24 protein-coding genes and 1 pseudogene are annotated in these 23,910 nt (G+C 57.1%); 19 read left to right on the top strand and 6 right to left on the bottom strand.

Annotation, left to right across the window (positions count from 1 at the left end):
• Positions 1-65 precede the first annotated feature (65 nt).
• From AB4O41_RS02385 to AB4O41_RS02360, 6 genes are all read left to right on the top strand, one after another.
• On the top strand, positions 66-1,184 hold the full coding sequence (locus tag AB4O41_RS02385) for a quaternary amine ABC transporter ATP-binding protein (RefSeq protein WP_460146035.1): 1,119 nt from the start codon (positions 66-68) through the stop codon (positions 1,182-1,184).
• A complete protein-coding gene (locus tag AB4O41_RS02380; RefSeq protein WP_460146034.1) occupies positions 1,181-2,029 on the top strand; it encodes an ABC transporter permease in 849 nt (282 codons plus the stop codon). Before AB4O41_RS02385 ends, AB4O41_RS02380 begins: the two co-directional genes overlap by 4 nt.
• Positions 2,026-2,874 (top strand): ABC transporter permease, encoded by an 849-nt coding sequence (locus tag AB4O41_RS02375; protein ID WP_460146033.1) that lies wholly within the window; start codon positions 2,026-2,028, stop codon positions 2,872-2,874. Before AB4O41_RS02380 ends, AB4O41_RS02375 begins: the two co-directional genes overlap by 4 nt.
• Positions 2,875-2,886: 12 nt before the next feature.
• Entirely contained in the window at positions 2,887-3,885 is a 999-nt protein-coding gene (locus tag AB4O41_RS02370) for a 4-hydroxyproline epimerase (RefSeq protein WP_460146032.1), read from the top strand.
• 37 nt (positions 3,886-3,922) lie between these two features.
• Positions 3,923-4,936 carry a GlxA family transcriptional regulator gene (locus AB4O41_RS02365; RefSeq protein WP_460146031.1) on the top strand — a complete coding sequence of 338 codons (1,014 nt, stop codon included), beginning with the start codon at positions 3,923-3,925 and terminating at the stop codon, positions 4,934-4,936.
• 140 nt (positions 4,937-5,076) lie between these two features.
• Positions 5,077-6,006 carry a DMT family transporter gene (locus tag AB4O41_RS02360; protein WP_460146030.1) on the top strand — a complete coding sequence of 310 codons (930 nt, stop codon included), beginning with the start codon at positions 5,077-5,079 and terminating at the stop codon, positions 6,004-6,006.
• Between the two features lie 102 nt (positions 6,007-6,108).
• Here the strand turns inward: AB4O41_RS02360 and fdhA are convergent, their stop codons facing one another.
• Positions 6,109-7,308 (bottom strand): formaldehyde dehydrogenase, glutathione-independent, encoded by a 1,200-nt coding sequence (fdhA, locus tag AB4O41_RS02355; RefSeq protein WP_460146029.1) that lies wholly within the window; start codon positions 7,306-7,308, stop codon positions 6,109-6,111.
• A gap of 244 nt (positions 7,309-7,552) precedes the next feature.
• Between fdhA and AB4O41_RS02350 the strand changes: the two are divergent.
• From AB4O41_RS02350 to AB4O41_RS02340, 3 genes and pseudogenes are all read left to right on the top strand, one after another.
• Positions 7,553-7,732, top strand: a pseudogene (locus AB4O41_RS02350) (SDR family NAD(P)-dependent oxidoreductase); the annotation flags it as partial.
• Positions 7,733-7,922: 190 nt separating this feature from the next.
• The gene (locus AB4O41_RS02345; RefSeq protein ID WP_460146028.1) at positions 7,923-8,627 is read left to right on the top strand and encodes a TetR/AcrR family transcriptional regulator; all 705 of its coding nucleotides are present in this window, start codon (positions 7,923-7,925) and stop codon (positions 8,625-8,627) included.
• Positions 8,620-9,393, top strand: a complete 774-nt coding sequence (locus tag AB4O41_RS02340; protein WP_460146027.1) for a pyrroline-5-carboxylate reductase family protein — start codon at positions 8,620-8,622, stop codon at positions 9,391-9,393. The genes AB4O41_RS02345 and AB4O41_RS02340 overlap by 8 nt, the downstream gene beginning before the upstream one ends.
• A gap of 45 nt (positions 9,394-9,438) precedes the next feature.
• Here the strand turns inward: AB4O41_RS02340 and AB4O41_RS02335 are convergent, their stop codons facing one another.
• Positions 9,439-11,475, bottom strand: a complete 2,037-nt coding sequence (locus AB4O41_RS02335; protein ID WP_460148255.1) for an oxidoreductase — start codon at positions 11,473-11,475, stop codon at positions 9,439-9,441.
• A gap of 360 nt (positions 11,476-11,835) precedes the next feature.
• On the opposite strand from AB4O41_RS02335, the gene AB4O41_RS02330 reads away from it, so the two are divergent.
• Positions 11,836-12,825, top strand: coding sequence for an isopenicillin N synthase family dioxygenase (locus AB4O41_RS02330; RefSeq protein ID WP_460146026.1), 990 nt, complete (start codon positions 11,836-11,838; stop codon positions 12,823-12,825).
• Between the two features lie 80 nt (positions 12,826-12,905).
• Here the strand turns inward: AB4O41_RS02330 and AB4O41_RS02325 are convergent, their stop codons facing one another.
• Both AB4O41_RS02325 and AB4O41_RS02320 read right to left on the bottom strand, forming a co-directional pair.
• Positions 12,906-13,745, bottom strand: a complete 840-nt coding sequence (locus tag AB4O41_RS02325; protein ID WP_460146025.1) for a pirin family protein — start codon at positions 13,743-13,745, stop codon at positions 12,906-12,908.
• 54 nt (positions 13,746-13,799) lie between these two features.
• Positions 13,800-14,183, bottom strand: a complete 384-nt coding sequence (locus tag AB4O41_RS02320; protein ID WP_460146024.1) for a DoxX family protein — start codon at positions 14,181-14,183, stop codon at positions 13,800-13,802.
• A gap of 136 nt (positions 14,184-14,319) precedes the next feature.
• Between AB4O41_RS02320 and AB4O41_RS02315 the strand changes: the two genes are divergently transcribed.
• Complete coding sequence (locus AB4O41_RS02315; protein WP_460146023.1) at positions 14,320-15,231, top strand: LysR family transcriptional regulator; 912 nt, start codon at positions 14,320-14,322, stop codon at positions 15,229-15,231.
• 651 nt (positions 15,232-15,882) lie between these two features.
• Here the strand turns inward: AB4O41_RS02315 and AB4O41_RS02310 are convergent.
• On the bottom strand, positions 15,883-16,464 hold the full coding sequence (locus AB4O41_RS02310; RefSeq protein WP_460146022.1) for a helix-turn-helix domain-containing protein: 582 nt from the start codon (positions 16,462-16,464) through the stop codon (positions 15,883-15,885).
• 155 nt (positions 16,465-16,619) lie between these two features.
• Here AB4O41_RS02310 and AB4O41_RS02305 point away from each other — a divergent pair, with 155 nt between their 5' ends.
• From AB4O41_RS02305 to AB4O41_RS02290, 4 genes are read left to right on the top strand one after another with little or no spacing between them, the layout of a single operon-like run.
• Complete coding sequence (locus tag AB4O41_RS02305) at positions 16,620-17,513, top strand: DMT family transporter (RefSeq protein WP_460148254.1); 894 nt, start codon at positions 16,620-16,622, stop codon at positions 17,511-17,513.
• A 30-nt stretch (positions 17,514-17,543) separates the two neighbouring features.
• Positions 17,544-17,807: a hypothetical protein gene (locus AB4O41_RS02300; RefSeq protein WP_460146021.1), complete on the top strand. Its 264-nt coding sequence runs from the start codon at positions 17,544-17,546 to the stop codon at positions 17,805-17,807.
• Entirely contained in the window at positions 17,762-17,905 is a 144-nt protein-coding gene (locus AB4O41_RS02295) for a hypothetical protein (protein WP_460146020.1), read from the top strand. Before AB4O41_RS02300 ends, AB4O41_RS02295 begins: the two co-directional genes overlap by 46 nt.
• 31 nt (positions 17,906-17,936) lie before the next feature.
• Positions 17,937-18,101: a hypothetical protein gene (locus tag AB4O41_RS02290; RefSeq protein ID WP_460146019.1), complete on the top strand. Its 165-nt coding sequence runs from the start codon at positions 17,937-17,939 to the stop codon at positions 18,099-18,101.
• Between the two features lies 1 nt (position 18,102).
• Here AB4O41_RS02290 and AB4O41_RS02285 read toward each other — a convergent pair whose 3' ends face one another.
• Positions 18,103-19,017 (bottom strand): LysR family transcriptional regulator, encoded by a 915-nt coding sequence (locus AB4O41_RS02285; protein WP_429426891.1) that lies wholly within the window; start codon positions 19,015-19,017, stop codon positions 18,103-18,105.
• A gap of 268 nt (positions 19,018-19,285) precedes the next feature.
• On the opposite strand from AB4O41_RS02285, the gene AB4O41_RS02280 reads away from it, so the two are divergent.
• From AB4O41_RS02280 to AB4O41_RS02265, 4 genes are all read left to right on the top strand, one after another.
• Positions 19,286-20,308 (top strand): zinc-dependent alcohol dehydrogenase family protein, encoded by a 1,023-nt coding sequence (locus tag AB4O41_RS02280; protein ID WP_460146018.1) that lies wholly within the window; start codon positions 19,286-19,288, stop codon positions 20,306-20,308.
• Between the two features lie 189 nt (positions 20,309-20,497).
• Entirely contained in the window at positions 20,498-20,746 is a 249-nt protein-coding gene (locus AB4O41_RS02275; RefSeq protein WP_460146017.1) for a hypothetical protein, read from the top strand.
• A gap of 128 nt (positions 20,747-20,874) precedes the next feature.
• Positions 20,875-22,365: a hypothetical protein gene (locus AB4O41_RS02270; protein ID WP_460146016.1), complete on the top strand. Its 1,491-nt coding sequence runs from the start codon at positions 20,875-20,877 to the stop codon at positions 22,363-22,365.
• Positions 22,366-22,432: 67 nt separating this feature from the next.
• The gene (locus AB4O41_RS02265) at positions 22,433-23,833 is read left to right on the top strand and encodes an aminotransferase-like domain-containing protein (protein WP_460146015.1); all 1,401 of its coding nucleotides are present in this window, start codon (positions 22,433-22,435) and stop codon (positions 23,831-23,833) included.
• Positions 23,834-23,910 lie beyond the last annotated feature (77 nt).

Here is a 23,910-nt window from a genome sequence, read left to right as displayed (position 1 = left end):
TTTGCCACTGCCGCCCTTTGATTAATTAAAGAAACCAGCAAACAACTGGTTCGATGGATTGCGAAATGACAATGGCCACAATTAATACCGACGAAGTGCTGGTGGATTGCCAGTCGGTTTGGAAAATCTTCGGTAAAAGTGCACCGGCAGCCATGGATGCGGTTGTCCAGCAGGGTCTTTCAAAGACCCAGATCCTGCAAAACTACGGCTGCGTGGTCGGGGTTTCCGATGTCAGTCTCCAGGTTCGCAGGGGGGAAATATTTTGCATCATGGGTTTGTCCGGCAGTGGCAAATCCACCCTTATAAGGTTGCTGAACAAGCTGATCACTCCTAGCTCGGGGAAGGTGCTGGTCAAAGGCAAAGACGTTTCATCCTTGTCGCCGGCACAACTGCGAGAGGTGAGGGCGCGTCACATCGGTATGGTCTTTCAAAGCGTTGCCTTGCTGCCTAACCGTACGGTTCTTGAGAACACCGCGTTTGGCCTGGAAGTGCAGGGCGTGGGCAAGGCCGAGCGTTACAAAGTAGCCGAGCAGGCGCTGGCGAAGGTCGGATTGAGCGAGTGGACTTCGCGTTATCCGAGCGAGCTGTCCGGGGGCATGCAGCAACGGGTCGGACTGGCGCGTGCACTGACTGCCGATCCAGAAGTGATTTTGATGGATGAGCCTTTCAGCGCGCTTGATCCGCTGATTCGCCGACAGTTGCAAGATGAGTTCCGCCAGCTGACCAAGGAGTTGGGCAAGTCCGCGGTATTTATTACACACGACCTGGACGAGGCCATCCGCATCGGTGACCGCATTGCGATCATGAAGGATGGCGCCATCATTCAAGTCGGCACCGCCGAGGAGATCGTGCTCAATCCGGCTGACGATTACGTGGCGGAATTTGTCGCCGGCATTTCCCGACTGCATCTGGTGAAGGCTCACTCGGTCATGACCTCAGTCCAGGCCTACAAGGCAGCACACCCGACGTGCGACATCTCCAGGCTCACCAAAACCTCGCTTGACGCCGACATCAATGAACTTATCGGATTGACGATGAAGTCCGAGCGCGATGCACTTGCGGTCGTCGATAAAGGAACAGTGGTGGGGATCGTTACCCCCCGTGATCTGCTGCGGGGCGTGCAAGGTATTCCCGATGAATTGGCGCCCGTAACAGCTGCCAATGCGATGGAGGCGTCCGCATGAGCACGCCGGACTTCTCCAGTCAGTTTGATGCATCCATTGATACAGGGCTGGAATGGCTTTCGGATAATGGCGAGTTCGTGTTCGATGCCTTCAATGCGGTGCTGAACGGCATTTACGAAGGCGTGCTGTGGTCTATCGCTTATCCAGCGCATTACGTCGTAGCGATTGTCATGGCGTTGATTGGCTGGCGTGTTGTTGGCGTCCGCTTCGCGATTCTCTCAGGTCTGGCGCTGTTGCTTTGCGACATCATCGGTTTGTGGCCAGAAACAGTCAGTACGCTTGCATTGGTGCTCACCGCTACCGTGTTGGCACTGGCTGTCGCCATTCCGCTGGGAGTCGTCGCGGGCCTGGCGCCGGCCTTTGATCGTGTGGTTGATCCTTGTCTGGATTTGATCCAGACAATGCCGCCCTACATCTACCTGCTACCAGCGATTGCGCTGCTCGGCTACGGCCCCGCCACGGCGCTGTTGGCGACTTTTATCGTCGCGCTTCCCCCTGCTCTACGACTGACATCCCTGGGTATTCGCATGACGCCCAAGGAGTTCATCGAATTGGGAGACGCCAGCGGCGTGACTGGAATGCAGATGTTTTTCAAGATCCGCTTACCGTTCGCCATGCCCAGCATCATGGCCGGTGTTAACCAAAGCCTGATGATGGCATTCGGCATGGTCGTCATTGCCGGCATTGTAGGTTCGGGCGGTTTGGGCGAGGCTATTTACGGGTCCGTTCGTACATTGGATATCGCCAAGTCGATCAACGCAGCCATCGCTATCGTCATTCTGACCATGATTCTGGATCGTCTGGCGCAGAGCGCTGCACAGACGCGGGTGGGGGCTTCTCAATGACAACGCACATTCAATTTTCTCCAGGCGATTACCTGGCGCCTGCCGTTGATTGGCTGAACACGAATTTACATGGCTTGTTCAAAGGGATCAGTCAGGTCGTTGAGGCGGTACTCGGTGCAGTGGAGGGAGCGCTGCTTGCTCCCCATCCGTATTTATTCATCGGTATTGTCGTCGTTGCGGCGTTCTTTTTTGCCAATAAGCGGGTCGCTGTTTTCGCCGCGGTGATGTTGGCCTTCTGTTTGTTCGCGGGCCTTTGGGTTGCGTCCATCCAGACAATCGCGCTCGTCAGTGTGGCCGTCCTGATCTCTGTGTCCATCGCTTTCCCGCTGGGGGTTCTGGCTGCCCGGGTGAAGCGTGTCGATGAAGCGTTGCTGCCGATTCTGAACATCATGCAAACGGTGCCACCCTGGGTTTACCTGATCCCCGCCGTGATGTTGTTCAGTTTGGGACGGGTGCCCGCGATCATCGCAACGATTGTTTACGGCATCCCGCCGATGCTCAGATTGACGACCCTGGCTTTCAAGCAGCTGCCCAAGGATCTCCTTGAACTGGGCCAGGCATCCGGTGCTTCACCTAAAGACATTCTGTTCAAAATTGAACTGCCGACGGCTGCACCCACGCTGTTGGTAGGCCTGAACCAATGCATCCTCATGTCGCTGGCGATGGTGGTGTTGGCCGGTCTGGTGGGGGCGGGCGGTCTGGGGGCTGAAGTGACTCGTGGCCTCTCCAGGATGGAGATGGGCTTGGGGCTTCGAGCGGGCCTGGCCATTGTTGCTATTGCGCTGCTGTTGGATCGACTGTCACGGGGCGCGTTGCAGCGTCACTCCCCCAGCAAACTCCTTTGAAAGGGCATCAGCATGAGACGCAGCTTTTTTTGCATTGATTCGCACGCGTGTGGCAACCCGGTTCGGGTTGTAGCGGGCGGAGCACCGCTGATGCCCTCCGTATCGATGGCGGAGCGACGCGATATTTTTGTGCGTGACCACGACTGGGTACGCACCGCATTGATGTTCGAGCCTCGGGGGCACGACATCATGTCCGGCGTCATTATCTATCCATCGGTACGTGATGACTGCGACTTCGGTGCGTTGTTTATTGAAGTCAGCGGCTGCCTGCCGATGTGTGGAGCGGGCACGATCGGGTTATCGACCGTGGTCATTGAAGAGGGCTTGGTGACCCCTCGCGAGGCGGGAAAACTCGCCATTGAAACACCGGCAGGACGCGTCGATGTCGAATACACCCTGGGCGGCGAATTTGTTGAGTCCATTCGCTTGTTCAATGTCGCCAGCTACCTGCACAGCGCTGATGTGGTGGTGGATGTTCCTGGCGTTGGAACATTTACGGTGGACATCGCCTACGGCGGGAATTTCTACGCGGTGGTCGAACCACAGGAATGTTGGACTGGACTAGAAGGGCAGACGACGGCCGAGATCGTAGGATTGAGCCAGAAACTGCGCGCAGCGCTCTCGGACATTTGTGACCCTGTGCATCCGGAGAACAGCAGAATCAGTGGTGTTCACCACATTATCTGGTGTGACAAACCACAAAGCAGAACCGTGCATGGCCGCTGTGCAGTGTTCTACGGTGATAAAGCGATTGATCGTTCTCCCGGTGGTACCGGTACCTCGGCGCGCATGGCGCAACTGTATGGAAGGGGACGGTTGAACGTCGGCGACATTTACCGACTTGAAAGTCTGATCGGTACGATCTACGAAGGAAAGGTTGAGGCGTCGGTAAAAGTCGCAAGCTTTGACGGCATGAAGCCAAGTGTCAGCGGCTGGGCTGAGGTGATAGGCCACAACACCATTTTCGTCGATGACAAAGACCCTCTGGCCCACGGGTTCCAGCTCGCATAAACAGTGCGTTCGTTAGAGTAAAGACGCGAGGCGTAAAATGATCGAGCGACGAGATTTCAGCGGGTGTATGAAGGGTAAAAACCTCCGTTATCTAGGGGAGATTCGGGTAGCGCCGACGTCTCATGCGCGGGCCGGTTTTTTACTGCTCGAGCACTTCTCGCTGCCTGCATTTACGCAAGCGCTCGATACGATTGTCACCGCCAACCTTTTGCATCCCACGTCGTTCTCTTCACGAACCTTTGGGTTGCAAGACGGTGAGGTAACCAGCGACCTTGGCCTGGTCATTCGGCCTGATGCGCGTCTGGAGGTCGCAGTACTTAAAGACCTCAATTTGTTGGTTATATGCGGCGGCTACCGCACCGAACTCAAAGTCAATCACGAGCTGATCAGCCTCCTCAAAACAGCATCGGAACTGGGTATCACACTGGCCGGGCTGTGGAATGGGGCGTGGTTTTTGGGCGTGTCAGGTTTGCTTGAAGGGTATCGTTGTGCGATTCATCCCGAGCACCGACCCGCGCTCGCAGAAATTTCAAAAGTCACCCATGTCACCAGTGAAGCATTTGTCGTGGATCGAGACCGGCTCACGGCTTCAAGTCCAGCGGGTGCTTTTCACATGACTCTGGAGTGGATCAAGGGGCTGCACGGCAAGGCACTCGTCGAGGGCATCGAGGATATTCTTTCTTTCGAAGAGTCGCGGTATCGGCGCATCAAACCGACGCAGAACATCTCGTTGAGCGCCCCCCTTAAAGAGGTGGTCAAGCTGATGGACGCCAACCTTGAAGAGCCGCTGCAAATGGAGCAATTGGCGGCCTATGCCGGGCGTTCCCGTCGACAAATAGAGCGTTTGTTCAAGGAACAACTGGGTAGCACACCGCAACGGTATTACCTGGAATTACGCATTACCGAAGCACGGCGATTGCTTCAGCACACAGAGCTGTCTCAGGTTGATGTGCTGGTCGCATGCGGCTTTGTTTCACCGAGCCATTTCAGCAAATGCTACAGCTCATATTTTGGTTACCGGCCTTCCAGAGAAACGCGGTTGGTGAAGTAAAAAACGCCTGTTCAACCTTTATGACTGGTGGGGTTTACCGCGACGGTGGGGCTATCGACTTCGTGGCGTTGCTGTTTGTGCTGGATGCGTTAGTGAAACGCTTCAAGACCTGATGTTGCTGACACGCTAAGGAGGAGGGCATGACCGAGGTGCGATTGAAGAACGATCAAACAAAAAACACGGCGTACTTAACTACGCCCACCGTTGCCGTTAGTCCAGGGGTCGCAAGGCCCCAGCTCGGGATTTTCCTGTGCCTGCTCTCAATGCTTATCTTTGCGAGCCAGGATGGAATAACCAAGGTACTTGTCAAAGACTTCCCGGTTGCCCAACTGGTCATGGTGCGCTATTGGGTATTTGTCATTTTTGCCCTCGGATATGCCGCCTACCAAGGTAGGGTCAAGGAACAGTTTCGGAGCAAGCACCCTTGGCTCCAAATCATTCGAGCGCTGTTAGCCGTGGGTGAAATAGTGCTGTTCGGAGTCGGGCTGCGCTACTTAGGCCTGGCTGAAATGCACGCTCTCTATGCGGTGTTCCCTTTGATGACTTTGGCATTGGCGGGATGGCTGCTAGGAGAGTTTGTCGGGCTACGACGTTGGATAGCGGCTGCGATAGGGTTCGCCGGCACACTGATCATCCTCCGACCAGGCGCGGGCGTCTTTGAACTCGCGGCGCTGATTCCCCTGCTGTCTGCTTTGGGGTTTGCAGCGTTCAATGTACTGACGCGCCGAATTAGCCAGCACGATTCCTTTGCGACGAACATGCTTTTTATGGCAAGTGTGGGTGCCCTGACGATCACATTTGTGGGGCTGCCCGCATGGGTTTCTCCGACTCCGGTCCAGGGCTTCTTGATGGGGATCCTTTCATTGACGGGAGTAGTCGCTCAGATTCTCCTCATTCAAGCACTGAAGTACGCGACCGCTTCTACCCTGCAGCCTTTCAACTATGCACTTCTGGTGTTCGCCACTTTGATTGGTGTGATCGTTTTTGCCGAGCGCCCTGATACCTGGGTGGTTGTCGGCGCAGCGTTGGTGATTATCGGTGGGCTGTATGCGATTAAAGCAAAGGTGTGAACGTACCTGAGTGTATGAAGTAATCAATATGTGGTTGGTTTTCTGGATGAGCACGGCGATAAAAAAGGGCAGCTCAAAGCTGCCCTTTTCCCAACCTGCTCCTTAGGCGGCGCTAAACAGCTTGTGCGGATCCATGACGAATTTCTTTGGCACCCCGGCATCGAACTCGTGGTAACCGCGCGGCGCGTCGTCCAGGCTGATCACCTGCACGCCAACGACCTCGGCAATGTTGATCCGGTCCCACATGATCGCCTGCATCAGCTGACGGTTGTACTTCATCGTCGGGGTCTGGCCGGTGTGGAAACTGTGGGACTTGGCCCAGCCGAGGCCGAAACGGATGTTCAGGCTGCCATGCTTGGCGGCTTTGTTGACCGCGCCCGGGTCTTCGGTGACATACAGACCGGGGATGCCGATATTGCCTGCGACCCGCACCACGCCCATCAGCGCGTTGAGCACATCGGCCGGGGCCTCGTGCTGCGCGCCATTATGGCCGTGGCCACGGGCTTCGAAGCCGACCGCATCGACCGCACAATCGACTTCCGGCTCACCGAGCAGGTTGGCGATTTGCTCGTGCAGCGGAGTGTCCTGGGTCAGGTCGGCGATCTCGAAGCCCTGGGCCTTGGCATGCGCCAGACGCAGCGGATTGACGTCACCGACGATCACCACCGCCGCACCCAGCAGACGGGCGGAGGCGGCAGCAGCCAGTCCGACCGGGCCGGCACCGGCGATATACACCGTGCTGCCAGGGCCGACACCGGCGGTCACCGCGCCGTGGTAGCCGGTCGGCAGGATATCGGAGAGGCAGGTCAGGTCGCGGATTTTCTCCATGGCCTTGTCGCGGTCGGGCAGCTTCAGCAGGTTGAAGTCGGCATAAGGCACCAGCACGTATTCGGCTTGGCCGCCAACCCAGTCGCCCATGTCCACATAGCCATAGGCACCGCCGGGACGCGCCGGGTTGACCGTGAGACAGACGCCGGTGTGCTGTTCTTTGCAACTGCGACAACGGCCGCAGGCGACGTTGAACGGGACCGAGACCAAGTCACCGATCTGCACGTTTTCCACGTCACGGCCCTTCTCGATCACCTCGCCGGTGATCTCATGGCCAAGCACCAGTCCGACCTGAGCCGTGGTCCGGCCACGCACCATATGCTGGTCGGAGCCGCAGATATTGGTCGAAACCACGCGCAGGATCACGCCATGGTCGATGCGCTTGCCGCGCGGGTCTTCCATTTTCGGATAGGGGATGGTCTGCACCTCGACCTTGCCTGCGCCGAGATACACGACACCACGATTACCAGACATGCTTTCACCTCGCTTTTTGTTGTTGTGAGAACACGGCCCTTGTACTGCGAAGGGGCGCGCGGCCTTACAGTGCGGCGGTATATGTCTTGCGTTTGCGCGTGAATGCAGATCGGTTGGAAGTCACCTTCCAACCACGCGTGATTAGCAGTCATCGTATCGATCCTACGCCTGGTATCAGCACTCTGCGAGGGCATTTAGCACCCAATCACCACCTGTTTCCAGCCATGCTCTGAACAATCGCAGGCCAGGAGAGGCGGCTTATGCTGCGGCCAAAGCCGCAATGGTGGGTATGAACATGAGCCTGGCCCTTAAGGTCGCGCGCTATGGAATCACGGTGAACTCGGTCGCGCCGGGCTGGATCGCCACAGGATCAAGCACCCCAGAGGAAGTGAATGCAGCGAAGTATGTCCCGGTTGGCAAAGCGCCCAAGTAGGTGCGAGTCGACGCCTTTTGCCGCACTTTTTCAATCAGTGAGTTGATTCGGGTCATTGACGGCGTGCTCACTTGATTTGGCGATCGAGCGTCGCGAAAATGTACGCCCATGTACATGCCGTGTACGCCAAAGATCCTGGGGTGTACAGTGTCGAAGAATTTTCAAATAAAGGTGCACCCGAATGTCGCAGACAGGAAGGGCGAAAACCAAAGCGCAGGACGCTGGCTGGCGAGGCTCCGTCGATGGTTGGCTGGACGCCGCCTACGAAGCGCTTAAGGAGTCGGGTGTTGATGCTGTGCGGGTGATGCCGCTGGCCAAACGCTTGAATTTGTCTCGTACCAGCTTCTACTGGTTCTATGAAGATCGAGAACAGCTGCTCGCCGCGCTCCTGGCTCGATGGCGGGACAAGAACACCGGCGGTATGGTCAGCCAATGTGAGAGCTATGCAGAAAGTATTTCCGAAGCGATTCTCAACGTCTTCGAGTGCTGGCTGAACCCCGAGTTGTTCGATTCGCAGTTCGAATTTGCCGTGCGCAGTTGGGCGCTGCAATCGGACGAGGTCAAAGCTGAAATCGCTTTAGCCGATGAGGCGCGGATGAATGCCCTGGCCGCGATGTTCCGACGGTTTGGCTACGACGCCGAGGGGGCCGATGTTCGAGCCAGGACGATCTACCTCACGCAGATCGGCTACATCTCCATGAAAACCAGTGAAGACATCGTCATACGATTTCGACGGATTCCTCAGTACGTGAGCGTGTTTACCGGCAAGGTACCGAAGCGACGCGAGCTGGACCGCTTTTATGGAAAGTTCGGTTACGCGGAAAAAGAACCCGGCGTTTTCGTTCCCTTGGTTGATACCTTCGAGGAGTCCACTGCCGATGAATAAAACCCTGGGCATCATCGGCGGCACCGGCTGGCTCGGGCGCGCAATCGCCGAGGCGCTCCTTGAAGGCGGTTTGATCAAGCCTGACCGTTTGCTGATCTCGAACCGCTCAGGCGTCAGTGCCTTCGAGCCAGGTGTGAAGCTGTTGGCCGACAACCAACAGTTGGTGGACCTCAGCGATATTGTCGTGCTGTCCATCCGGCCGGAGCAGTTTCGTGAACTGCAGATCAACGCCCGCGGCAAGCTAGTGATTTCTCTGATGGCCGGCGTTCCGGCGGCAGCCATCAGCGCGGCAACCGGTGCGGATGTAATAGTGCGGGCCATGCCGAATGCGGCCGTGGAAATCAAGCAGTCGTTCACGCCTTGGTACAGTGTCGGAAACCTTGTTGAACACGACCGCCAGTGGGTGCAGCGGCTGTTCGAGTGCGTAGGTTCGGCGGACGAAGTGCCTGATGAAGACTGTATTGATTACCTCAGCGCGTTGTCCGGGACTGGGCCGGCCTTCCCGGCAATGTTGCAAATGGCACTGACTAATCAGGCGGTGGCTGCGGGAATTCCTCTTGCCATCGCGCAGCGCGCTGCACAAGGCGTAGTGGTGGGGGGCGGCCAGATGCTTGCCAGTCGCGATCCGCAGCAAATGATTGAATCGTTGATGGCTTACCGTGGCGTGACGGCAGCAGCGTTGCAGTCGATGGCCGATCAGAACATCGAGTCGATTGTGGGACGAGCGGTGCAGGCTGGCGCTGAGATTGCCCGCAAAGGCATGTAGTCGAAGAGATAAGCAATGAAGGCCCTTTGAAGGGCCTTCATTGTTTTAGATTTCTTTCACCAGGCGCAAAGCGTCGTAGATGGCCGCGTGGGTGTTGCGAGCAGACACGGCGTCGCCGATCCGGAACAGCTGGAAGCGTCCTTCTGGATGGGTGACGATGTTCTGCGCATTACCGGCGATCAGGTCATGCTGCTCTACCGCGCCGCCATTGGTGGAGAGAGGGCGCAAGTCGAAGTACAAGTCGTCCAGGGGAAGGGTGCCGTGGTTGACGACCACCTGATCGACCACGCGCTGCTTATGAACCTGTCCGTAATCGCTGCCAAAGGTTGCAACGAGCCCGCCATCACGTTTTTCCACTGTATCGACCCGGTAGGTGACGGTGAAGGTGACGTCCAGGTCCTGCAGGCTGCGCATGTAGGGCACCAGGTTCATGGCCATCACTTCAGGTGCAAACGAGCGGTCAGGGGTGACGATTTCAACTCTTGCACCGCTTTGCGCGATGACCTCGGCAGCCTGCAGGGCAGCATGATCCCCAGCATCGTCGAAGATCAGTACGTTACGACCGGGCTTGATGTCGCCGGAAATGATGTCCCAGGTTGAAACCACGTGTTCGTTGCCCTCGCGGAGCACCTCGGTATCCGGCAGGCCGCCGGTCGCAACGATGACCACGTCAGGCTCAAAGGCTTGAACAGTGTCGGCTTCGGCCCAGGTGTTGAAGTGAAACTTCACCCCAAGCCGTTCGCATTGCGCCATGCGCCAATCAATGATGCTGATCATCTCGCGACGACGCTCGCTCAACGCAGTCAGACGAATCTGCCCGCCAGGTTGGTCAGCCGCTTCAAGCACCGTTACATCATGGCCGCGCTCACCGGCGACCCGCGCCGCTTCCAGCCCGGCAGGGCCGGTACCGACCACCAGCACCTTGCGCTTGACGGCGGCTTTGGGAATGTCATGAGGCATGGTGGTTTCCCGACCGGTCGCCGCGTTGTGAATGCAGTAGGCCGCGCCGCCCTGGTAGATGCGATCCAGGCAGTAGTTGGCGCCCACGCACGGGCGAATGTCTTCTTCGCGCTTCTCGATGATCTTGCGCACGATGTGTGGATCGGTCATGTGTGCACGGGTCATACCCACCATGTCCACTTTGCCCGAGGCGATCGCGTAGCGCGCTGTGGCCACGTCGGGAATCTTCGCAGCGTGGAAGGTCGGGAAGCCTGTTGCCGAACGGATCTCGCCGGCGAAGTCGAGGTGGGGTGAGTTGCGCATACCCTGAATCGGGATGACATCGGTCAGGCCGGCGTCCGTATCGATGTGGCCGCGTACCACGTTCAGAAAATCGACCAGTCCGCTGTCCTTGAGCATGTGGGATATCTGCATGCCCTCGCTGGCATTGAAGCCACCGGGCAGTTCTTCATCACCGGTGTAGCGAACCCCGAGCAGAAAATCTTCGCCGACCCGCTGGCGGATGCCACGCAGGATGTCGAAGGTAAAGCGCATGCGGTTTTCCAGCGAGCCGCCGTAAGGGCCGTCGAGGTCATTGGTTAACGGCGACCAGAACTGGTCCATCAAATGCCCGTAAGCCTGAAGCTCCAGGCCATCGAGACCTGCCGCTTTCATGCGCTCCGCGGCATCTACATAGTCCTTGATGATCCGCTCAATGTCCCATTCCTCCATTTTCTTCGGGAAGGAGCGGTGTGAAGCCTCACGACGGTGTGACGGCGACACCACCGGTAACCAGTCGGCCTTGTCCCAGCGGGTGCGGCGGCCCAGGTGAGTCAACTGGATCATCACCGCCGCACCGTGTTCGTGGCATTCGTCGGTCAGGTCCTTCAACCATCCGACCACTTCATCCTTGTAGGCGAGCACATTGTTGAACACCGGCGGGCTGTCTCGGGATACGGCAGCGGAGCCGGCAGTCATGGTCAGGGCGACACCGGCTTTGGCGCGCTCCACGTGGTAGGCGCGATAGAGATCCTTGGGCATGCCGTCCACAGGGTAGGCCGGTTCATGGGAGGTGGTCATGATCCGGTTTCTGAGGGTCAGATTCTTGATTTTATAGGGTTGCAGCAAGGGATCGCTGGACATCGTGGTGCGCTCCAAAGTGGGCTTCATCAGGCTCGGTGACTTAAAATTAGGATAAATGTACACCTGTGTCAATGACTGGTGACACAGGTGTACATTTTGCTTGCGTGCCAAAAAATCCAGGATTAACATCCGTCAAAACCCGGGCTGATTGGATTCGTACGCGCCTGGCTGCCATCGCATTGAGCGGTCAGTGCCCGCGGCGTGATGAAAGTGCGCGCAGCGGCAAACCGCACTCGTTGAGGCGGACGTGAAAGTGGGTGTTATAGGTGATGGTTCAGATGTGATTCAGGGGATTGAAGAGGGCACAGTCGTGCTTTCTTAATCTTCCGCCTTATTGATATTTCGGAAAGGAGAGCATAGGTGACAGAGTTATTTGATATTCGCTTGGCTAGCAAACAGACAACTTTCACTGAAATTCCAGTCATAGATATATCGTCGCTTATAAACGGCGAAAATCCGCTGAAGGTGGCAGGCCAAATAGGTGATGCATGCGAAAAGGTAGGGTTTTTTTATATAAAAAACCATGGCATTGACCAGCAATTAATAGATGAGATGTATGCGCTTACCAAAAGTTTTTTCAAGCTTCCTTATGAGGAGAAGAACAAACTTAATGTCGTGAACTCCGGGCTCACGTTACGTGGCTATATTCCAATGTACGCGGAAAACGTAGACCCTGCTAATACCCGAGATTTCAAAGAGTGTTTTGATTGCGGAGCTCATTACGATGAGGTCTCTCCGTTTTTTGGTCCTAATCAAATGCCGTCTGCACTGCCGCAATTCGAGAAGGTTGCCGACGATTATCATTCCTCCGTATTAGCCCTCGCGCGAATGCTTATTGGCGGGATCGCGCTGAGTTTGGGTTTGCCACAAGATTATTTTGAACATCTTCAGCGTAAGCCCATCACTATTCAGCGGATTTTGCGTTACCCGCCCCAGATCGGAAGGATTTCCCAGGAGGAGATCGGTATCGGGGCACACACGGACTACGGTTTCTTGACTGTCCTGTCTCAAGATGCAGTTGGCGGTTTGCAAGTCAGGAACCGTGCAGGGGAGTGGGTTACTGCACCACCCGTTGAAGGCACTTTTATCGTCAATATTGGTGATTTGGTTCAAACCCTCACCAATGATCGCTACACCTCGACAATGCATCGTGTCATCAATACCAGCGGCCTGGAGCGTTATTCAATCCCGTTCTTTATTGATTTGGATTTCGATGCGGTTGTTGAACCTGTGCCAACCTGCGTGAGTGAGACTTTACCCGCGAAGTATGAAGCGTACACCTGTGGTGAACACAAATTTAAGCGATTTGTTGATAGCTATGCGCATCTGAAAGAAATCGAGAAGGTGTAATCACTGTCCGCGGGAGAAGCGATGTGGCTCGGCAGAACGCCGAGCCGTCGAAAGGTTTCACCTCCGGGTTCGAGCAGCCGCTAGTTAAGTCGTCCTTGCTGGCGCAGGCGTGCGCCAATCCGCTGTATTTCGGATTCGCCCTGCGCCAAAGCCGTTTCGCTCGTGTGCACCGAGTAGTTCCCCGTGACCAGATCGTGCGGATGCTTCACCGCTGAGCCCATCACGAATGAGCAGTCGCCCTGTGCCACAAAGTCGATGTGTTGCTCGGTCTCTTCGAAAATGGCAAGTTCGCCAGGACTAATCAGGCCTCCTGTGTCCAGGTGTCCTGCATTAACCGCGAGCCAGGCCACGGTGTGACCGGACGGCGGGGAGTATCGCCAGTGCTCGCCGTCCTTCAAATTAACGGCGAGATAGTTCATGTCACTTGGCGCTTCAATCAAGCTTTGCGCGTCGCCATATCGCCCGAGGAGCACGCGCGCCGGTCCTGATTGTGGAACTTGGGAGGGCGCAAGATAGGTGCTCAGCGCAGGGGCGTTTTCCAGCGACGGCGGCAGCGCCACCCAGAGCTGGAAACCCTGCATCAAGGACTCACTGGTCAACGTCGCATCGTGCCAAACACCGTTGCCGGCGCGCATCCACTCGAGACCTCCGGCCAGCAATACACCTGTCGCACCAGTGGTGTCTTCATAGGCAACTTCGCCTTCGCTCATGAAGGTAACCGTCGCGATCCCGGAGTGCGGGTGCATGCCGAAACTCGACTTGCCGCGACTGGCGTCCATGCTGAAAATATCAAGAAAAATGAAAGGCTTCAGACGCTCACCCAGATCACCCGGGCTCATAAGCCGGGTTATCGGGCCATGGGTGCTGCCCTTGGTGCGATGGGTGATAGCGCGTTGCTGAGCTACGATGTGGCTGGTCATGTGTTTTCTCCATGCCGATGTGCATACCGGGGCCCGAACCTCCGGGGACCCCGCTTAGTTCTCTGCACTGAACAGTGAGAGAGGGCGCAATTGCCAGGCTACAAACGCAGACAGCGCGGCCAAAATCATCGCGGGCATGGGGTTGCCGCCAATCAGCAGAAGGTGCGTAGCCGCCCCGCAGATCATGGTCATTGTCAACATCAGGCCTGCGAGAAAGCCCGTGGTACGTTTCAGTAGAAACAAGGCGCCGACTACCTCGACGGCACCGGTCAGATACCTGAACCATTGGCCTATGCCGATGGCTTCGAATACTTGAATCATTTGCGGTGCTCCGGCCAGCTTGGCGACGCCAGCCACGGCGAATGCCAGAATCAGGAGCGCACGCACGCCCCAAACGATTCGACGGTGAGCAGAAGCACGAGAAGTGGATGTAGTCATGGAGCGAGGTCCTTTCTTCGAGGGAGCAGTTGAGGGCTAACAGCAGCCATGCCGGTAAGATAAGCGACTATTGATTGCTTGATTAGATGGCATAATTGGGTTGGACCAATCCATTTAACGAAGTAGTTAATATAAGATGCTTGACCTGAACGACGTCGCCTTATTTGTTCAAGTGGTGCGCAACGGCAGCTTTGCCGAGACGGCACGGCAGCTTGGAATGCCGTCGAACACCTTGAGCCGGCGAATTCAGCAACTCGAGGCTCAGCTCGGCACACGGCTGCTACAGCGCTCGACACGCAAACTCACACTGACCCATTCGGGCGAGCTGTTTCATGAGCGGTGCTTTGGCGCGGTAGAAGGCTTGCTCGATGCCGGACAGCAATTGATGACAGGTAGCCAGGAGCCCAGCGGCACCGTGCGCGTGGCGGCGATGGCTGATTTTTTCGACTTTTTCCCCATGGAGTGGGTGGCTGATTTCCTAGCCAAGCATCCGCAAGTGCGACTGGATTTCGTGCTGAGTGATGCGCGTGCCGATTTGATCGCCGAACGCATTGACATTGCATTTCGAGGCGGCACTTTGCAGGACTCGGGATACGTCGGTCGGCAACTGCTTGGAGCAGGCAATGAGCGGTTGGTAGCCAGCCCTGATTACCTCAGTAAACGAAGCGTACCTGTCACGCTAAAGGACTTGGAAAATCACGACTGCGTGAGTTTTGCTCACCCCAGCGGAATTACGAAGTGGCGTCTTATGGGGCCCGACGGTGTTGAGGAAGATATTCAGATCACCAGCCGTTTCAATGGCAACACTGCTCAAGCTTTGCGTAAGGCCACTTTGGCTGGGTTAGGTATTGCGTTGCTGCCGCCCACCCTGACTAATCTCGATCTTCAGGCTGGCCGATTGGTGTCTGTGCTCCCGCATTACTATCGCACTGGATATGGCCTGCACTTGCTTTACCCCAGTCGCAAACATTTGCCCTTGGCAGTGTCTGCATTCATCGAGTTGGTGATGAAGAAGCTGAAAGAGCAGACATTCCCGACGAATGTATAACGATGCAAGGGGTTGGATCTCTGGATCGTCGCTTAGCCACACAAACGCTGGCTGGAAAACAGCAAGACCCTACCCCTCCAGCGTTGCATTCACCGTTGCAGGAGATTGATCTCAGCCCCCCAGGCGCCTTAAAGACTCTCAGGGTCGCCGAAGAACATTTTGACTACGCTCTAGAACAACATTTTCAGGCAGAAAAATTTCAAATATGCCCCCAATGTTGCCCCCACTTGAACCGGGTGTGCGAGCGATCGCGACTGGCGATTTCTGACAGAGATCAAGTTGGATTCGGATGGCTCTCAGTGGCACCTCCATATTAGATTGGATTGTTTGGCCTCGATCGTCGGTTGATGAAGGCGGAGAGGGTGGCGGGTTTGAGCGCCGCTTTTCAGGGCATACCTGAGATCGAAAACATTTGGACAGGACTCTAGGAAAGTGGTTTGCGCGATAAAAAAACTGATGATACCCCCCACTTTTACCCCAAGTCGCTCGTGATACACGAGCGAATGAAAATGGCGAGTGCTGGCAGAATTCCATTAGGGTTCTAATGGTTACTGTTAACTCCACATTGGAGTCAGGGGCATCGTGAGTCGCTGTCAGGGCGTCCAGAAAATTCAGGGCGATTCAACATTTGGCGTGTCCATGGCACCTACCTCAGGAATGCTCTATCACCATCACCGCAGTAGTGTCCGCCTCGAGTGCTTCGAACACGTGAGGCACATTCGCCAGGTAGCTGATGTAGTCGCCAGCGTTCAGCAACACAGGTCCGCTCGCCGGGCCAATATGGGCTCTGCCGCTGCACAACACCACGTGCTCTACGGTTCCCGGTGGGTGAGGCTGAGACAGCCGAACTTCGCCGGGCTGCACTTTAAGCCGGTAGATGTCGCGCTGTACTCCCACCTGGCAATCGGCAAGCAGTGTCGCTGCGTAATTGGCAGTCTCGGCATAGGTGGTCATGCCCTCGTTGGCGCGAATCACCCGCAACGGCTGTTGGGGTTGCTCGAAGAACCGGGTGACTTGCAATCCCATTGCCATCGCCAGCGACCACAAGGTTTCGATGCTGGGGTTACCGATTCCCGACTCTAATTGAGACAAGGTCGACTTCGCCACCCCGGCGCGCTTCGCCAACTCGGTCAAGGAAAGCCCGGCGGCCAAGCGTTCGCGTTTGATTGAAAGCGCCAGCAGATCGATTCGGCTCGGATTATTTTTCAGTAGGGTGTTCGCTATGTCGGTCATTTGTTTTATAAATCATCCTTAAATGGGTTGACGCTCTTGGGCGCCTTGTTCATTATAGTGGTCATTAGTTCATTATAAAGTTCGATTTGCCGAACCAACCCCCGCGAACGGCGGCTTAGGTTACGGCAATCTCGACGGCAAGGAAGCAGTGAGTGATGAAGTCGCAAACCCGTGGGACGCTCGAAATGATTTCGGCCATGGTCATCTCCGGCACGGTGGGCTGGTTCGTCATCATGTCGGGGCAGAGCCCGGAGGCTGTGGTGTTCTGGCGTTGCTTGTTCGGCGCCATGGCGATGCTGGTCACATGCCTGGTGCTTGGGGTGCTGCGCCGCTCCCTGATCACCGCCCGGCAGTTCATTCTGGTGTGCCTGGGCGGGGTGGCGCTGATCCTCAACTGGGTGCTGCTGTTCAGTGCCTACAAACATTCCTCTATCGCCATTGCCACGGTGGTCTACCACGTTCAGCCGTTCATGCTGGTTGGTCTGGGTGTGCTGTTTTTCGCTGAACGCCTCAGCGCCGCCAAGGTTGGCTGGCTGCTGTTGGCCTTCGCCGGGCTGATGCTGATCGTGTCCGCCAAGGGCAGTGGGCAGGCCACCGGCGCCGACTACTTGCTCGGCGTCTGCCTGGCCCTGGCTTCGGCCTTTTTCTACGCCGTGGCGGCGGCGATCACCAAGCGCCTCAAGGACCTGCCCGCGCACCTGATCGTGCTGATCCAGATGGTGGTAGGCGTGCTGGTCCTGGCCCCGTTCGTGGATTTCAGCAGGGTCGATACGGTCGAGGGCGCCTGGACATACCTGATCATTATCGGCGTGGTCCATACCGGGCTCATGTCGACCCTGCTGTACAGCGCCATCCAGAAAATCCCCACGGCGCTGGTCGGCGCTCTGTCGTTCATCTATCCGATCGTCGCCATCCTGGTCGACTGGGTTGCCTTCGCCCATCCGCTCAGCGCCCTGCAAGTGCTTGGCGCGAGCGCGATCCTGCTGGCGGCGGCGGGCATGAATTTTGGTTGGTCGCTGGGCCGTGCCCCGCGTCAGGAAGTGACCTAGGGCCGGGCGGCCTTGTGCCCGGAGAAACCGGTGCAAGGGTTGGACAACGGCCTGACCTGGTTCGACAACGTGCGTGTATCGCGTAGCAGCCTGCTGCACGACGACATGGGCCACTTCGCTGAAGACGGCAGCTTTGTACTCGGCGCGGGCAATGCCCGGTCGCGCTTCCTGCGCGCCATGTCGCGGATCGTGTACATCGCGTTGCGCTATGGCCAGCAGTGGCTGACCAACGCCCCGGGATCAACGACATGCCGGTCATCGACTTCGAGGTGGACAGCCAGGCGATCTGCCTGACGGCTCTGCAGGCACTGGTGGAGCAAGGACGCCTGGCCGCTGACACGGTCGCCAAAGCCCGTCGTGTCATGGACGGTACGGATAATCGCCATGCTTGACCGCTGTGGATAGCCAGGATTGACCTGGGTGGTGTTCCAACTCAGCTACCTGTGGCTGTGGCTGTGGCTGGTGTGGCAGGTGCTGTCATATGACTTTGAGGGTTGGCGTACCTTGCTGGTCGCCACCCATCTGGCTCAGCAGCAGTGCCTGCAGCTCTTGCCCGGTCATCCAGCGTTTAAGTGTGCGACGGCTTGAATCAAAGACTCTCAGGGTCGCCAAAAAACATCTGAATCCGCGACCTTAACCAACGCTCACCGGGATCATTATCCTGCGACCCGCGCCAAGTCATATGCAACTCAAAACTGCGCACCGGCAACGGCGGATCTTCAGCCCGCACACCGCCAGCCGCCGTCAACGCTTCAGCCGTGTAATCAGGCACGGTCGCAACAATATCGGTGCCACTGATGAGCGTACTGAGCCCATTGAACTGTGGCACAGCCAGCACCACATGCCGTTTGCGCCCCAGCTTCTCGAGCTCCTCGTCTATAAAGCCGCTCAGGTCGCCCGCGAATGAAACCAACGCGTGAGGGCGGGCGCAGAAGTCATCCAGACTCAACGGCCCCGGCACCGTGTCGGCTCGCAACAGTTTCGGCATGCTGCGACGCAGTACTTTGCGCTTGGCGTTGGCCGGCAGGTCGGCGGTGTAGCTGACACCGATGGATATCTCGCCCGAGGCCAGCAGGCTCGGCATCAGGATGTAGTTGGCCCGACGCACCACCAGCACGATCCCCGGCGATTCCGCGCGCAGCCGCTTGAGCAGCATCGGCAGCAGCGCGAACTCGACATCATCCGACAAGCCAATGCGGAACACCGCGGTGCTGGTTGCGGGGTCGAATTCCGCCGCACGACTGACCGCGGTGGAAATCGAATCCAGGGCCGGCGAGAGCAGGGCGAAGATTTCCACCGCCCGGGCGGAAGGCTCCATGCTGCGGCCGGTGCGCACGAAGAGCGGGTCATCGAACAGCCCGCGCAGGCGCGAGAGCGCCGCACTGATGGCCGGTTGACCGAGGAACAATTTCTCCGCAGCGCGGGTCACGCTGCGTTCGTGCATCAGTGTTTCGAAAACGATCAACAGGTTCAGGTCGACACGACGCAGGTCATTACGATTCATCTGGAGTCCTGGCAGATTCAGCAAACTTGACGTGAGCGACCACATGAGAACAATGGCCGGCATGAATCTTACGGGCAAAGGCTGGTACTCTGCACAGGGTAATTCAGTTTTTTCTGAAAGGCTGCTTCGGTTTTTACGGCATTGGATGATGTCGCCGTCGCTGCGGAATCAATGACAGGCATGTCGACTATTAATAGCCACTGATGGTCTTGGGTAGAAAGCCCAGATAGAGTTCAGGGCATTAGAGGTTTCTTTGACGAGGTTTGCGATGTCCCGCACGATCCGTTTTCACAAGTTTGGTCCAGCCGAGGTGCTCAAATGCGAAGAGCATGCGGCAGCCCTGCCTGCGCCGGGCGAAGTGCAGGTGCGCGTCGAAGCGATTGGCATCAGCTGGTACGACATTCTCTGGCGCCAGAACCTGGCTTCATCCCATGCTCGTCTGCCTTCTGGCCTCGGTCATGAAATGTCCGGCGTGGTCACGATGGTCGGCGAAGGCGTCGATGACCTGGCCGTGGGTGACAAGGTCGCCAGCTTTCCGGCCGAAAGCCCCAACGACTACCCGGTCTACGGCGAACAGATCGTTCTGCCGCGCTCGGCGCTGACCCGCTACCCGGATGTACTCAGCCCGATCGAAGCCAGCGTGCACTACACACCGCTATTGATCGCTTATTTTGCCTACGCCGACCTGGCGCGAGTCAAACCCGGGCAATTTGCCCTGGTGACCGACGCCAGCCACTGCGCCGGGCCGTCGTTTGTGCAACTGGGCAAAGCCCTCGGTGTGCGGGTGATTGCCGCGACCAAAACCGCGGATGAGCGTGAGTACCTGCTGTCCCTCGGCGCCGAGAAGGTCATCGTTACCGAGGAAGAAGATCTGCTCATGCGGATCAACAAAATTACCGACAATCGCGGTGTGGATGTGGTGTTCGATGGCCTTGGTGGGCCGCAAATGTCGCTGCTCGGCGATGTGCTTGCACCTCGCGGCAGCCTGGTGCTTTATGGCCTGCAAGGGGGTAACCAGACGCCATTCCCCGCCTGTGCGGCGTTCCAGAAGAACATTCAGTTCTTCGTGCACTGCATCGGTAACTTCACCGGCAAGCCGGAACTGGGCATCGTCCAGGATCAGGCCGCACTGCAACGTGCCCTGCGCGACATCAACCAGTTGACCGCGGACCGTGTGCTGCTGCCGCTCAAGACTCGGGTCTTCCCGTTTTCCGAGTTTGTCGAAGCCCACCGCTATATGGACGAATGCCCATGCCGCGAACGGGTCGCCCTCCTGGTCGAGCCTGCGTAAGTCCTTCCTCTGCAAGAGTCCGTGAGAGCACGGACTCTTCTGTTGGCAGTCACTCCCAAATGAGACGTCCATCGATCTATCGATGGGCCGGTTCAACAACTGAACTGGTTTTTGCTCTCAATCTGTATCTTCTAATCGTTATATAAGCCCTGATAATTGAATGATTACTTTCATCTCAAGGAAAGAGTCATGGCCGAGTATCAGGCTGAAACTCCTCAATGCGCGCTGGCAATATATGCTCAACAAATAATGCAGCGTCGCTCAGTTGTCTTACATTTATTGGCAACTTCTTTCTTTATTTCCTGTGCTAAGTGTCTGTGGGACGCTGTCGGAAATTTCCTAGGAAATCGCGCGGGAGCGCAAGACGCCTATTCTACCGGGCGTTGCGGCGATCCTGATGTGCTAGGGGTGCCCGCGACGTTCAATCATTTCAAATAATTACACAATGCTTAAGTGCTAGCATTTGAACAACAACCCCCGGCACTCCATTCATGACAGATAATCTGTTGCGCACTACACCTCGTTGTTTGCGTGACACTGAACTTATGAGTTACAGGTAAATAATGATGACCGCTACCCATGATCAGGCAATGAACTATGTTTATCAGCAAATGTTGCAGCGTTTACTGGGTTTTTTCTCTCGCGCCGAGCGCACGGCATTGCAATTGCTGATTCAGCGCCTGGTGATGTCCGCAGGAGGTTTGGAGCGTATTGGTGATTACAAAGTGCTGGCGATCCAGTCCGGGTCTCGCGACAGCTGCTACACCCTGGCGCTACTGCGCGCCGCGCAACTGAGTATCGCCAGCAGGGCTCCGGCGACGTTTCAATTGCGAGTGGCGACCTTGCGCTTGAACGGTACTGCTTCGACTGCCCTGGAAAATATTCATCGCAGCTGCTGTGCGTTGTTTCTCTACGACGATCCCCGGGTCGAAGTGTTGATGGTCGATAATCGTGAAGTCCTGCCGTTCAACCATCTGGCGCCGATTTCGGACGCCGGTCGCGAGTCAAATCGGCTCAATCTGCTGATGGTCGGGCATCGCCGTGCCTGGGACGGGCCGCTTGATCTGTGGGATGACGGGTACCTGGCGACCGGCGAGTTTTACGGACAAATCGCCCGCTGGGACAAGGGGGTTGATGCATTGATCAGTAGCGATACGCCTCGTCGGCAGAAGCAGTTTCTCGAGGGATTGAATCGTGCGGCGGCCAAAGCTGGGCTCAAGGCACCGGGCCATCATGAAACGGGCTACGAGTGTCTGTTCGCGCGACTCGATGAACTGGGCAGCGATTGCTACCGCGAGTTTTACCCTGAATCTGCCCAGGCTGCGTGGCGTCCCTCCGATCGTTTTGAAGCCTGTCGCCGCACGACGTTCATTGATATTCACGACATGTTGGTCAGTAATCTGGAAGATCGCTGGCCACTGCTCACCGATTTCCTCGGCTTCCAACCTGACGAGTTGTCGGCTCAGCTCAGTGATAACGACTACGTCAGTCTTTCGATATCCGCGCATCTTCGTGGCTTGCAAGCGTGCTTTGTACACGGTCGCACCTACGAGAGGGGACTCGGCGAATACCTGCAGCGGGCGCTGGTAATGATGCGTCGTAAGCACGTTCCAGAGCGCTTTTGCGAACAGGCAATGGAGACCTTCGGCAACCCGATGACAATGACCGACCAGCGCGCATTGGCGGCGGCCCAAGCACAAAAGGACCTCGGTTTGAGCGAGGCTCAACTGGTGTGTCTGCTGTTCGCCCCTTTTGCCGATAACGGTGCGGCGCTTGAGCATTTTCTTCGTCAATGCCATCCCGGCATGCTCGTGGCGTTGCCGGACTTGCACCGGGCAATGCAGGGCGGTCCGGCACCCGAGCAGGTTCTGCAGTGGATGGTCGATGTCAGCGGGTTGCCCGTGAGTCTGATCGGTACGGTTTACCGCATGGGTCCGGTGGTTCGGGATGAGGGCAGGGGGCTTGGCATGGAAAGCGGCGATGTGGGTGTGCAAACTGAAACCATGGAACCCGATAGTGGAGCGACCGTGGCTGGCGAATGGTCGACGGGCCGGTGAAAATGCCAGGCTTGACGGATTCAGCAAGGATGCGTCACGACGTTCGTAGCCTGTTCGGCCCTTACCCATGAAAGGACCACGGGATACCGATTTTGCGTACCAGGCGGTCTACCGTTACCTGACTAACCTGATCAATGAGCCGGGCAGTGATGTGCAAGTGCGCCTGCCTTCATTGCGACAGTTGGCGCACCGCCTGAGCGTGTCGATTTCGACCATTCAGTACGCCTACTCGCTGTTGGAGAAGGAGGGGCGCGTCTATTCGGTGGCCAAGTCCGGCTATTACGCACTCCCCGTGTCCTCAATCGGCATACCCGGCAGTGGCAAGGACCTGCTCGAAACGGTTTATGTCAATGCCAGACGTCCCGGCATGCTGGTGCTGAGCGCCGATGAACCGGCGTTACTGCAACCCCTGGATAGCCCGTTACTGCTGTTGGAGAGAGAACTGCTGCGTCAGTATCCGCGCCAGCCACAACCGTCTTCGCAGCCCTGCGGCGAACTGGAACTGCGCACAGCTCTCGCGGCGCGTTACACCACATCGCCGACCCGTTGCTGGCATGCCGATGATGTTTATATCGGCGCCGACCTGCGGGGAGTCCTGGAAATATTGATCGCCGTGCTTGGCCTCAAAGACGCTGTGGTGGTGGTCGAATCGCCGTGCGACTGGGTGATTCTGCGCCTGTTTCAAGACGCGGACGTGCAGGTGATCGAGCTGCCGTTGCAAGCCGATGGGGGGCTGGATCAGGAGCGGTTGAAGGAACTGCTTGAGACCGGGCAGGTACGACTGGTGATGCTTTCGTCGGGGTTGAACATGCCCCGCGGCAGTGTGGCGCCTGACAGCAACAGGCAATCCACCGCACGGTTGCTGGAACGACATGGCAGTTGGGTGCTGGAAAACGATTGCTATAGCGAGCTTGAATTCGAGCCGAACGGCCTGCGGTTTCGCGATCTGCTGGATCCGGATCGGCTGATTGTGTTTTCCACATTCGAAAAATTCATCGGGTCGGAGGCGCCCTTCGGCTATCTGATGTCGCGACAACTGCGTGCCAAATTGCAACGGCACTTTCTGCTGCGCGCATTTCGCTTGTCGCTGATTCGTCAGAAAGCCATTGCGCGGCTGTATAGCAACGGACGCATCGATCAACACCTGCTGGTGTTGCGTCGACTGCTCAAGGAACGCATGGTGCAGATGACTCAGTTGCTTGAAGAGCGCCTGCCAGATGCGCTGCACTTCGTTGAGCCCCAGGGCGGGGCGACGATCTGGATCCGCTCGTTGCGCCAAGTTGATGTACATCGAGTGTTCGAGCGTTTGCTCAAGCAGCATGTGGTGATTGCGCCAGGAGAATTGTTCAGCTTGCAGGGCCTGCACGGGCAGCATTTGCGCCTGAGTCACTCTTTCGGTGGTCATCATGACCTCGCCGACGCGCTGGGGCTTTTGGGGGATGCCTTGCGTCTGGAGTCGCTCGACTGAGTCGAGGTGCAAATCCTCCCCGGAACCTGACAATCGATAACATCGCGCCAGAGGCAAACTGTCAGTAAACTGCGTTC

The organism is Pseudomonas sp. S2_A02, from assembly GCF_054668495.1.
This window is presented reverse-complemented; position numbering and strand designations above follow the sequence as displayed.

What these genes read in the sequence shown, in the direction of transcription:
- AB4O41_RS02385 (WP_460146035.1), top strand. Translation starts at nt 66, where the DNA reads ATGACAATGGCCACAATTAATACCGACGAAGTGCTGGTGGATTGCCAG.
- AB4O41_RS02380 (WP_460146034.1), top strand. Translation starts at nt 1,181, where the DNA reads ATGAGCACGCCGGACTTCTCCAGTCAGTTTGATGCATCCATTGATACA.
- AB4O41_RS02375 (WP_460146033.1), top strand. Translation starts at nt 2,026, where the DNA reads ATGACAACGCACATTCAATTTTCTCCAGGCGATTACCTGGCGCCTGCC.
- AB4O41_RS02370 (WP_460146032.1), top strand. Translation starts at nt 2,887, where the DNA reads ATGAGACGCAGCTTTTTTTGCATTGATTCGCACGCGTGTGGCAACCCG.
- AB4O41_RS02365 (WP_460146031.1), top strand. Translation starts at nt 3,923, where the DNA reads ATGATCGAGCGACGAGATTTCAGCGGGTGTATGAAGGGTAAAAACCTC.
- AB4O41_RS02360 (WP_460146030.1), top strand. Translation starts at nt 5,077, where the DNA reads ATGACCGAGGTGCGATTGAAGAACGATCAAACAAAAAACACGGCGTAC.
- fdhA (WP_460146029.1), bottom strand. Translation starts at nt 7,308, where the DNA reads ATGTCTGGTAATCGTGGTGTCGTGTATCTCGGCGCAGGCAAGGTCGAG.
- AB4O41_RS02345 (WP_460146028.1), top strand. Translation starts at nt 7,923, where the DNA reads ATGTCGCAGACAGGAAGGGCGAAAACCAAAGCGCAGGACGCTGGCTGG.
- AB4O41_RS02340 (WP_460146027.1), top strand. Translation starts at nt 8,620, where the DNA reads ATGAATAAAACCCTGGGCATCATCGGCGGCACCGGCTGGCTCGGGCGC.
- AB4O41_RS02335 (WP_460148255.1), bottom strand. Translation starts at nt 11,475, where the DNA reads ATGTCCAGCGATCCCTTGCTGCAACCCTATAAAATCAAGAATCTGACC.
- AB4O41_RS02325 (WP_460146025.1), bottom strand. Translation starts at nt 13,745, where the DNA reads ATGACCAGCCACATCGTAGCTCAGCAACGCGCTATCACCCATCGCACC.
- AB4O41_RS02320 (WP_460146024.1), bottom strand. Translation starts at nt 14,183, where the DNA reads ATGACTACATCCACTTCTCGTGCTTCTGCTCACCGTCGAATCGTTTGG.
- AB4O41_RS02315 (WP_460146023.1), top strand. Translation starts at nt 14,320, where the DNA reads ATGCTTGACCTGAACGACGTCGCCTTATTTGTTCAAGTGGTGCGCAAC.
- AB4O41_RS02310 (WP_460146022.1), bottom strand. Translation starts at nt 16,464, where the DNA reads ATGACCGACATAGCGAACACCCTACTGAAAAATAATCCGAGCCGAATC.
- AB4O41_RS02305 (WP_460148254.1), top strand. Translation starts at nt 16,620, where the DNA reads ATGAAGTCGCAAACCCGTGGGACGCTCGAAATGATTTCGGCCATGGTC.
- AB4O41_RS02295 (WP_460146020.1), top strand. Translation starts at nt 17,762, where the DNA reads ATGCCGGTCATCGACTTCGAGGTGGACAGCCAGGCGATCTGCCTGACG.
- AB4O41_RS02285 (WP_429426891.1), bottom strand. Translation starts at nt 19,017, where the DNA reads ATGAATCGTAATGACCTGCGTCGTGTCGACCTGAACCTGTTGATCGTT.
- AB4O41_RS02280 (WP_460146018.1), top strand. Translation starts at nt 19,286, where the DNA reads ATGTCCCGCACGATCCGTTTTCACAAGTTTGGTCCAGCCGAGGTGCTC.
- AB4O41_RS02275 (WP_460146017.1), top strand. Translation starts at nt 20,498, where the DNA reads ATGGCCGAGTATCAGGCTGAAACTCCTCAATGCGCGCTGGCAATATAT.
- AB4O41_RS02270 (WP_460146016.1), top strand. Translation starts at nt 20,875, where the DNA reads ATGACCGCTACCCATGATCAGGCAATGAACTATGTTTATCAGCAAATG.
- AB4O41_RS02265 (WP_460146015.1), top strand. Translation starts at nt 22,433, where the DNA reads ATGAAAGGACCACGGGATACCGATTTTGCGTACCAGGCGGTCTACCGT.